Below are 9,024 nucleotides of genomic sequence, written 5' to 3'. Positions count from 1 at the left end.
CTCTTGCACCAAATCCTGTTGCCGTTCGTCGTCGGCGCATTGCTCGCCTATCTGTTCGTTCCGGTGATCGACAGGTTGGAGCGGTTCGGGATCAATCGTTCCTTTGCAGCTCTTGCCGTCTTCCTGCCGCTGGTTGCGGGCTTTGTCGCGTTTCTCCTGGTGATGCTCCCGCCGTCATTGGCGAGGTCAGATTTTTTGTTGAGGAGTTTCCTCGCTACATCACACAACTGCAGTCACTTCTGATCGAAACAAACCTCCCTTTGCTGCACAGTGTCATGGGCAACGAGCTTCACATCGAGCAATCGGCCGCTGATGCCGCGAGAACGATGGGCAGCGACTGGCTCGATCGCTTCCTTCGCTCGTTGTGGTCGAGCGGACTGGCCTTGATTTCCCTTCTTTCGCTACTCGTGGTCACGCCAATCATTGCCATCTATCTCGCTATTGACTGGCAACGAATGATTGCGACGGTCGATAGCTGGTTCTCCCCGGCGTACCGCGGCGATGTTCGGGCGCTTGGGCGCGAAATCCACGAAACGGTCGCGGGCTATGTGCGCGGGCAGGTCGTCATTTGTCTTACGCTTGCCGTGCTTTATGCGACAGCCCTGAAAATGACCGGGCTCAACCATGCCATTTTGATCGGCATCAGCGCAGGCCTGATCAGTTTTGTTCCCTATCTCGGGGCCGCCACGGGTCTCTTGGTATCGACGTGTGTTGCGATGGCTCAGTTCTGGCCGAACTGGGCACCCGTCGCGGTTGTGGGGGGCATCTTTGTCGTCGGGGAACTGCTTGCCGACTATGTGCTGTCGCCGCGCGTCATTGGTACTCGCGTCAAGCTCCACCCGGTCTGGATGATGTTTGCGATGTTTGCCTTTGGATGGCTGTTCGGCTTCATCGGCGTATTGCTGGCGATACCGATCGCGGCATCGTTGGGCGTGATCTTGCGGTTCGCGTGGCGGCAGTCGCAGGCAAGTTCAGGTTACCACGTCTCAGACGGCGCTGGCCCGGAATGATTTTAGCCGATCTGCTGCAGCGGCATCGCCGAAGTGGACGCCTATCGACGAGCACACAAACGGACAGGCTCAAGGCATGGAATGAAGGCGTCACGCCGCCAACGGCAAGGGCGTCTCGCCGAATGTCGGGTCACCAGCACAAGCGACGATTTCGGTAGAAATTGACGATAAGCCGACAGTTGGCTTTTCGACCTCCTTGAAGACGTTTGGCCTGTTGTGCCTGTTTGCCAAAAGCAGCCATATCATCAGGCGGCAATCTGTACACATGCCGGGCCAGTACGAAGGCATCCTCGCCAAAGGTGAGTGCCGAAGGTGCACCGACCGCAGACAATCAGTCTGACCTGGCTATCATCCGTGTTGTCTTTTTTTGTCCGATCTTTGTCCGGTGGATGGCTGGAGTAACTCGACACAAGGTCTAGGATTGCAGCACACCATGGCTCACGGAGTGTCCAGAAATGACCGATACCGCGCTACTTGTCATCGATGCTCAGGAAAGTTTCCGTCAACGCGCCAACTGGGCGGAGGGAGATAGTCCCACCTATCTCAGGAACCAGCAGGCGCTTATCGATGGAGCAATTGAAAAGGGCTGGAAGATCGTGCGCGTGTTCCATGCCGAGCCCGAAGGTATTTTCTCTCCCGCCTCGGGTTTCGTTAGACCTCTCGCGGAGCTCAAACTCGACAAGCCCGACCTCGAGTTCTTCAAGTACAGGCATTCCGCCTTCGTCGGATCGCCGCTTGAAGTGTACCTGATCGAGAACGGCATCCGTCGCCTCGTCATCTCCGGCATTCGCACCGAACAGTGCTGTGAGACGACCACTCGCCATGGTTCGGATCTCGGTTGGCAGGTCGACTACGTGACCGAGGCGACCCATACCATGCCGCTTACCGATGCGGCCGGAAAAACCTGGACGGCCGAAGAGATCAAGGCCCGCACAGCAGCCGTGCTCGATGGACGCTTCGCCCGCGTCTGCACGATTGCTGAGGCTCTGGACGGCCAGACGATGGCTGCCGCGGCATGACGACGCCGCGTCGGGTTCCGACCTACGTGGTACTTCCGGCGCGGACCCTGCTCCTCGATGTCGCGGGGCCTATGGAGGCCCTGCGCTATGCCAATCTGCTGCAGCAGGACGTGCAGTTCGACGTCGACTACATCGGCGCATTGCCCGAGGTCACGACCTCGATCGGGCTGCGCGTTACCGGCATCTCGCCACTGCCCGATACCGTCGAGGCAGGTGCCATGATCGTGATTGCAGGTGACACCGACGAGCCGATGGACGCGGGCCAGCCGTTTGATGAACCCGATGAAGGGTCCGACGAACTGGTCCAGTGGTTGCAGCGCAGCTTAAGGCCCGGCATTTTGCTCGTGTCGATTTGCTCGGGTGCCCTCCTGGCCGGGAGAGCGGGGCTTCTCGATGGGGTCAAATGCACCACGCATTTCACCGACTGCGACCGTCTCGCCCGGATCGCGCCTTTGGCCAAGGTGCTGGAGAACCGACTCTATGTCGAGGATGGCGAACGCTATACCAGCGCCGGCATCACCGCCGGTATCGATTTGATGCTGCATATCATCGGTCGGCTCACCAACCCGGCCGTCTCCGCCGCCGTGGCAAAGTCGCTCGTCGTCTATTTCCGCCGCCTCGGAACTGACCCACAGCTTTCGCCATGGCTGGAAGGGAGAAACCACGTTCACGCGGCCATTCATCGGGTACAAGATGCGATAACCGCCGATCCGGCGCGAGACTGGTCGCTCGCAGCATTGGCTGACATCGCCATATCCAGCCCCAGGCACCTTAGCCGACTGTTCAACGATCAAGCCGGCATGAGCATCCCCGACTATCTCAACCGGCTACGCGTCGCACTGGCCCAGCAGCTTCTGAACGAGACGAGGCTCGACATGGAGCGGGTGGCAGAGCGCGTTGGCTACAGTTCAAGCCGGCAGTTGCGTCGCGCCTGGGGACGGTTCAATGCGACCCCGCCGAGTGCCCTTCGGCGGCAGGACAGCTACCCCCCTCAACTGCGAAAAAGCTGAGCCTCCGCAGCATGCAAATCAGCAGTCTTACGAATGGCACGGTTTTGGGCGCGCATGTCAGACCTCGCCATCTTCAACTATGCGGGAAGATAATCAGGTCCTTTGCACCCACGGCGGCACGCGTGGCTCCAACTCTTGTCATCCGGCTGGTCAGATCAGTCGCTCCGGCTTGAAAAGCCGATCTCACAGAAGCTGATGATGTCGTCTATCAGGGCGTTGTTGCTGACGTGATCCTGGATATCCTCAAGCCCGGGCATGCGACGGGCATTCGGATCCAGGTCCGCAACGATGTGCAAGATGGCGCCGCGAATGTATTCATAGCGCAGCGCGATCTGCGCCTCACCGAGTTCGGGCGCCACCCGCTGCAGCATTCGTCGGGATAGGCGATGGAGTTCGTCGAACTGCTCGGCGAAGATTTCATTGGTCAGGGTTCGAGGCAAAGCCTTGGTTTGCAGCATCAGTCGGATCGCCGCGCGCCCCCCGCGCTCGTCGAGGCTGAGCTCGACAAGCGGTGCCACGATCGCGCGGAGCACGGTGCGCAGGGTTGGCTGCGGATGGTCCTCACATGCCTTCATCGCCCCCAGGCGCGCCGCGTTTAGCGGGCCGAGGCATTGCTCGAGCGTCAGGCGCAGCAATTCGTCTTTGGAGCGGAAGTGATAGTTGACCGCCGCTATGTTCGCCCCCGCCACCCGGGTGACTTCCCGTAGCGTGGCCGCATCGAACCCACGATCGGCGAACACGAAGGTAGCCGCATGCAGCAATGCACGACGCGTGTCGCGATCGTCGTGCCGGCCGGTTCTTTCTTCAGTTGCGTCCATACAACACTCATAACCGAAAGCCGGTTCGCGTGCTGCTCTCACCGACGTCAAATCAGAGGATATGTACCAGCGGAACCTCGGCCACCGCGAAGCCCGGTGCCGAGTTTCAGTCTGAGAGTGCGAAAGCTGTGGCCACCAATCAGCGCGCCAGTCGGTAGCCGTAGGCCCTGTCGAGCTCGAGTTCGCGGGCGATACGGATGCCGTCTTCAAGCAACTTGGGGTCAGCGGCCCGGAGCGGCTTGCGCAGCGGTCCGGCCGGAAGGCCGACCGCTGCCATCAGTGACTTCATCGAAACGGGATTGACGGCCGCATAGGCGAAGTGCAGCATCGGCAAGTTGCGCAGCCAGGCCGATCGGCAGGCGAATGCGTCTTCGCCTGATACCCATGGCTTGGAGATGACCGCCATCTCGCGCGGGATGATGTTGCCAGTCATGTTCGCGGTGCCATGGCCGCCCAGCGCCATGGTCGGGATCACCAAGCCGAGGTTCGGCGAGCAGCAGCACATGACCGAGATATCGAGATCGGCGCGGCAGACCTGGGCCACCTGACCAACACGCGTGGTTGATTCCTTGAGCACGACCATGTTCGGATGGGCAGAAATGCGCTGGATGTCGGTCCAGTGAAGGTCCGTCTTCACGCGCGGGGGATTATTGTAGAAGCCGATCGGGAAGTCGACCGCATCGCAGACTTCCAGAACATACTCGACGATGGATTCATTGTCGGCGCAAATGTAGGAAGGCGCTGCAATGATGGCGCCGTCGCCACCTTCGTTCTTGGCATAGCGCACCAAATCGATCGTGCCCTGGGTGTTGGAGCCCGTGCAGCCGAAGTAGAGGAGCATGTCGCCCCGCGGCATTCTTGCCGTTTCGGTAATGATCGTGCGCCGCTCTTCCGGGGTCAGCATCGAGACCTCCCCGGTCGAACCCATGATCAGGATCGCCTTTGTGTGGTTTTGCCGGTGAAAATCGAGCAGGCTGCCAAACCCAGCCAGATCTACAGAGCCGTCGGAGTTCATCGGCGTGATCAGCGCCACGAACGACCCATTTGGTTTGGTATGCACGACAGCCTCCAGCGTTCGAGACACCCAGCCAAACTAAGGTGAATGCCCATTTGAAATGCTTGTTTCAAACGTATGTTTGAATCTAGAAGGTGTGTTGTCAATGGTACGTGCCCCGCGCTCCCGCATCACCCGCCGTTTTGTTGCACGAGTAGCTGGCGAGAGGGACTTGCCGCTTGTATCGCACTGCCTGAAACGCTGCGGACGCGGCCCACTGCGAACCATGCGGGCCCGGTGGCAGTGGGTGGCGCCAATCCCTCCGCAAAGTCCGCCAAATCCGGCTTCGCCAATGTGTGCCAGGCCACGAACTTACCTACCCACGTCATGCGCCACTGACGGTCATCGCCAGCCTGTCCAAGGCTGAAAACATGATTTACGCAATGGCGTCCGCCACCCAACAAAATCGCTATTCACACGTCGTTCCCTATCGAATTAGATGGACGGCGATGGCTGAGTGTTTTGAAAAGGGGCGGCACGAAGAGATTTCGGACTGCCAAAAAGACGCTTGTGAAGCGTTGCAGCGCGCCTGGTGAGCCAAACCGTTGCATCAACCGCTCCTGTTTTCGCAGTGGCAGATGCGAATTTTCGGCACGATTGTTCAGCCCTTAGTGCGATCGATGCTCGACCGTGGGCATGATCTGACGCCATGCCGCATCCTAGGGATGAAGCTTGTCAGTGACGATACGCTTCGGCATACGGGCCCTGCTTCTACATCAACGGATCAACAGGCGTTTGGCCGCCGTGGTGTTTCGGCGGGTCTAGACGATCTCAACGAGTACGTATCCGTCCTGGTCGACAGGGCGCCAGAGCCAGCGTCTCCTTCCGCCGAATCGGAGGTAGAGCCAGACCGCATACCAAGCTTGAAACGGCCACCAATCACCTTTTCGAAACCACGCACCGCCCCCGCCGACGCAAAGTAGAAACCCAGCTGGGCGGCATCTGGCGGGCGGCCCGCTGCTCGATCGGCAATTGGCCCTTCGCTGTGGTAGCTCTTGAAGAGGTTCACGGCCTGATGGCCAGCTGGACCATCGAAGGCGATATCGGTTTCGGCGTCGTTCATCATCTGGGCGTCGGACCCAAGCTCGTAATACGTACCTGAGACGCTTTTGGCGCCAAGGACGGACATTCACCGGGTTTCAACGCTGACGATCCGAAGTTTTTGTTGATCGGTTGGATGTTGAGGTGAACCTGGACGAAGCAGTCGTTCCACCACCCCGCGCCTGAGATTTCATTGGACAGCCCATAGTGACTGGAGGAGTGTGAACGCATGAACCATGTGGGGGGGGCATCATGCTGCTAGTTCGGTCACTGGCGCTGCGTTTTGTGCCTGTGCTTTGCCCGCTCTGGCTCGCCACGCTTTCACCGGAGATCGCAACAGCGCAACAAGCCGATGTGGTGCTAGCTGTCGGCACAATCACTACCGACAACTATCCCGGTCAGGAGTTTACCGGCAATGGTCTGAGCGAAGCTATTGTGCACGCTGCCGTCACCATGCTGGGCGACGGCGGGGAGTTTGCCTGGTGCGCCGGACGGGTCGTCGAATGGCGGCGGATCGAGGAGGTGAACAAGGAACAGCGGTTTCAGCAGACGGAGTATGTTGACCAGGCCACTGCGATGAGGAAACTGGGCACTATCACAGCAGATTATTTGATTGGCGGCAGCATCACGTTCGGCGCCGGGAAAGCCGATTGGACTATTGAGATCAGAACCAATCCCGGCGGCGCGCTTGTTGACAGCTTCACCGGCTTTGCCAAGGACGATGCCGTGCTGGACGAGGCTGCCCGAATTGCCGAACACGTGCTAGACAAGATTTGCCCCGGCCCCTGGACAGTCACCGGCGGCGGCGCGCGGATCGTGGTGACCGGGACCGTGATGAAGCTGGATGAGCCGTTCGAGGTGGTTGGCAAGTTTCCCGGTGGCACTGCGAATTTCGTATACTCGCCGACCTCGCGGGCGGGCGGGACGGTGGACTATGTGCTTGCCGGAAGCGGTGTTTCGGGCGCTGGCAGCGGCACCTATACTATCAGTCCGTCCGGCAACAGTTTCACCATGACGATCCAGCAAACCACGACGGGCTGCATCGCAGGGAATTCCTGCAAGACCAACAGCGAAGTGCTGACACTCACCCCGATTACGCACTGACGTTCTGCTTCATGCCCACGGCTAACCGGGCGGAACGACCGTCTCGGGTCAGGACTCAATTGGCCTCTGTGCGGGAAGGTCCGCAACGGTGTCGGAAGACGTCTTCCCCCATCAGGTACCGAGCGTTAGATTTCTGCCAGTCAGAAGGTAGGTGGCCGAATCGGCTCGAATGCACGATGAAGCGCGCCGACCCTCTGCGTCCAGGTGGCGTGTAGCGAGTTATGGCCGTCACCGTTACATGGCAGCTTCCGCGTGACCTACTTTTTGCGCGTAGTTGCGGCAACTCGGGCCGACATCTATCCCCGGCCGATTTTTGCCTCCACAACCTCCACGGACCTCGCAGCGGCTTCCTCTCCGTAGATTCGGGACAGGCCCTTGATGCGCGTCGCGATTACGTCGACGAGGCGATCAACGATCTCATGGCTGATTTCCTCCCGGCGAAGCTCGTGGGCGCACTCCGATGCCATATCGGGCATCACCGCGAGCTGATGGCGGATCGTCCGCATCGTGTACTCGCCTCCACCCTTGGCCGAGGACGCACAGCGCTCCCAGTGGCGCGGCATGATCTCGTCGATCAGGTAGACCCGGTCGATCTTCATCGCCAGCTTGAGGTCGCGCATCTCAGCCTGGATCTCTCCCTCGCCGAGGTGCGGCAGAATGGAGGAGATGTCGTAGAGTGGCGCTAGGCGGGCCTCGCCCTGAGCACCGAGCAGCATCGAGTAGTTCTTTGCATGTGCGTCCGTGCCAGCGATGATCCAGTTGAAGACGTTCGCGGCCATGAAGGTCTGACGATCGCGGACGGGGTCTAGGGAGGCCGACAGCACCTTGTTGGAGATAGTCGTGATACCCGGCCCACCCTGGTTCTCATACTTGAGCGTCGGCATCACCGACAGAGCCTGGCACATGTCCTCCTGATGGATGCGGATGGTCTTGCCATCGATGTTGCGGCGGTCATAGCGCTCGAGAACGATCGCCTTTTCGCCTGCGAAGTCGAGAACCTGGCTATGTGCAGCGTCCATGCCGAGCTTGCGCGCAAGCTCCAGGCAGAAATGCTCGTTCTCGGTATGCCCGTGCAAATGTGGCATAGGCGGCTTGAAAATGTGGGTCGTGGGCGTGTCGCCTCGAGGGATCCCCCAGCGATTGCTGCGCTTGTCGAAATGGAACGCCGTCTTCGCCTGCGCACCAGCGAGACTGAACTGACCGGGATCGCCGATTCGCCGGGTAGCTGCACTATCCCTGCGCAGGTCGCGCAGGCGGTCGCCGATCTGCGCCTCGGTGAGCAACTCCACGTCCTCGCCGCGGGAAACCTGGTCGCCGTGCGGAAGGAACTGAACGGCGCCGGCGCAGTCGCGGCCGACATTCTTGAGCAGAGCAAACGGGTTTCGGGCAGAGACCTGGAACCTCTGCGCCCATCTGGCAAGGGTCTGCTCATTATCCGGCAACAGGCCCCAGAGGAATGCCTCGACGACCTTGCCCTTGTAGGTCCTCGTAATCGTGGGCATGGATAGGGAGAGCGGGATCGCGACCCGGCCCTCCATCCATGCCTCGTGATAGGAGAACGAAAGCTTGCCGCCCTGCAGGTGGTGGAGTCCCCCAACCGGTCTGCCGGCGATGTAGACGTCGAGAGTGTCGATCGGGTTCACCATGATCATCGTCACCTAGAGCTTATAGGGAATCTCGTCGTCGCCATCGTCGACATGCCGTTCATCGGCACTGTGTTGATGAACGGCAGCCGACGACGGCGCCGACAGGATCTGAAAGTCCAGCTCCACACCAAGCGTGGTCAGCGCTAGCAGCACGTTGCCGATCTCGGCGCTGGGTTTGCCGTTCTCGATCCACGATACCCACGTCTGCGTAGTGTTGATCATCTTGGCCAAGGCAGCCTGTGACAGGCCGCGCCGGGTGCGGGCCTCCTTGATCAGGATACCAATGTCGCGAGCCGTTCTGATCTTCATGGCGTATACGCTT

7 protein-coding genes and 2 pseudogenes are annotated in these 9,024 nt (G+C 60.0%); 4 read left to right on the top strand and 5 right to left on the bottom strand.

Annotated features, from left to right (window positions below; translation table 11 throughout):
* Window positions 1–63: 63 nt before the first annotated feature.
* The 3 genes and pseudogenes from AC1DLV_RS29085 to AC1DLV_RS29075 all read left to right on the top strand — a co-directional run bounded on the left by AC1DLV_RS29085 (window position 64) and on the right by AC1DLV_RS29075 (window position 3,039).
* Window positions 64–1,010 (top strand): annotated as a pseudogene (locus AC1DLV_RS29085) (AI-2E family transporter).
* Between the two features lie 455 nt (window positions 1,011–1,465).
* The gene (locus AC1DLV_RS29080; protein ID WP_476803268.1) at window positions 1,466–2,029 is read left to right on the top strand and encodes a cysteine hydrolase family protein; all 564 of its coding nucleotides are present in this window, start codon (window positions 1,466–1,468) and stop codon (window positions 2,027–2,029) included.
* Complete coding sequence (locus AC1DLV_RS29075; RefSeq protein ID WP_476803267.1) at window positions 2,026–3,039, top strand: GlxA family transcriptional regulator; 1,014 nt, start codon at window positions 2,026–2,028, stop codon at window positions 3,037–3,039. The genes AC1DLV_RS29080 and AC1DLV_RS29075 overlap by 4 nt, the downstream gene beginning before the upstream one ends.
* A gap of 155 nt (window positions 3,040–3,194) precedes the next feature.
* Here AC1DLV_RS29075 and AC1DLV_RS29070 read toward each other — a convergent pair whose 3' ends face one another.
* The 3 genes and pseudogenes from AC1DLV_RS29070 to AC1DLV_RS29060 all read right to left on the bottom strand — a co-directional run.
* On the bottom strand, window positions 3,195–3,857 hold the full coding sequence (locus AC1DLV_RS29070) for a TetR/AcrR family transcriptional regulator (RefSeq protein WP_476803266.1): 663 nt from the start codon (window positions 3,855–3,857) through the stop codon (window positions 3,195–3,197).
* A gap of 139 nt (window positions 3,858–3,996) precedes the next feature.
* Window positions 3,997–4,917: a dihydrodipicolinate synthase family protein gene (locus AC1DLV_RS29065; RefSeq protein WP_476803265.1), complete on the bottom strand. Its 921-nt coding sequence runs from the start codon at window positions 4,915–4,917 to the stop codon at window positions 3,997–3,999.
* Between the two features lie 421 nt (window positions 4,918–5,338).
* Window positions 5,339–5,744, bottom strand: a pseudogene (locus AC1DLV_RS29060) (DDE-type integrase/transposase/recombinase); the annotation flags it as partial.
* Window positions 5,745–6,204: 460 nt separating this feature from the next.
* Between AC1DLV_RS29060 and AC1DLV_RS29055 the strand changes: the two are divergent.
* Window positions 6,205–7,056: a hypothetical protein gene (locus AC1DLV_RS29055; protein WP_476803264.1), complete on the top strand. Its 852-nt coding sequence runs from the start codon at window positions 6,205–6,207 to the stop codon at window positions 7,054–7,056.
* Window positions 7,057–7,352: 296 nt separating this feature from the next.
* On the opposite strand, the gene AC1DLV_RS29050 is transcribed toward AC1DLV_RS29055, so the two are convergent.
* Together AC1DLV_RS29050 and AC1DLV_RS29045 are read right to left on the bottom strand one after the other, a co-directional pair.
* The gene (locus AC1DLV_RS29050) at window positions 7,353–8,708 is read right to left on the bottom strand and encodes a type II toxin-antitoxin system HipA family toxin (RefSeq protein WP_476803274.1); all 1,356 of its coding nucleotides are present in this window, start codon (window positions 8,706–8,708) and stop codon (window positions 7,353–7,355) included.
* 6 nt (window positions 8,709–8,714) lie between these two features.
* A complete protein-coding gene (locus AC1DLV_RS29045; protein ID WP_476803263.1) occupies window positions 8,715–9,011 on the bottom strand; it encodes a helix-turn-helix domain-containing protein in 297 nt (98 codons plus the stop codon).
* Between the last annotated feature and the right edge of the window lie 13 nt (window positions 9,012–9,024).

Source organism: Aminobacter sp. 01T433 (assembly GCF_056398585.1).
Note: the sequence above shows the minus strand (reverse complement) of the source record. Positions and strands in the feature narration are given on the sequence as shown.

What these genes read in the sequence shown, in the direction of transcription:
- AC1DLV_RS29080 (WP_476803268.1), top strand. Translation starts at nt 1,466, where the DNA reads ATGACCGATACCGCGCTACTTGTCATCGATGCTCAGGAAAGTTTCCGT.
- AC1DLV_RS29075 (WP_476803267.1), top strand. Translation starts at nt 2,026, where the DNA reads ATGACGACGCCGCGTCGGGTTCCGACCTACGTGGTACTTCCGGCGCGG.
- AC1DLV_RS29070 (WP_476803266.1), bottom strand. Translation starts at nt 3,857, where the DNA reads ATGGACGCAACTGAAGAAAGAACCGGCCGGCACGACGATCGCGACACG.
- AC1DLV_RS29055 (WP_476803264.1), top strand. Translation starts at nt 6,205, where the DNA reads ATGCTGCTAGTTCGGTCACTGGCGCTGCGTTTTGTGCCTGTGCTTTGC.
- AC1DLV_RS29050 (WP_476803274.1), bottom strand. Translation starts at nt 8,708, where the DNA reads ATGATCATGGTGAACCCGATCGACACTCTCGACGTCTACATCGCCGGC.
- AC1DLV_RS29045 (WP_476803263.1), bottom strand. Translation starts at nt 9,011, where the DNA reads ATGAAGATCAGAACGGCTCGCGACATTGGTATCCTGATCAAGGAGGCC.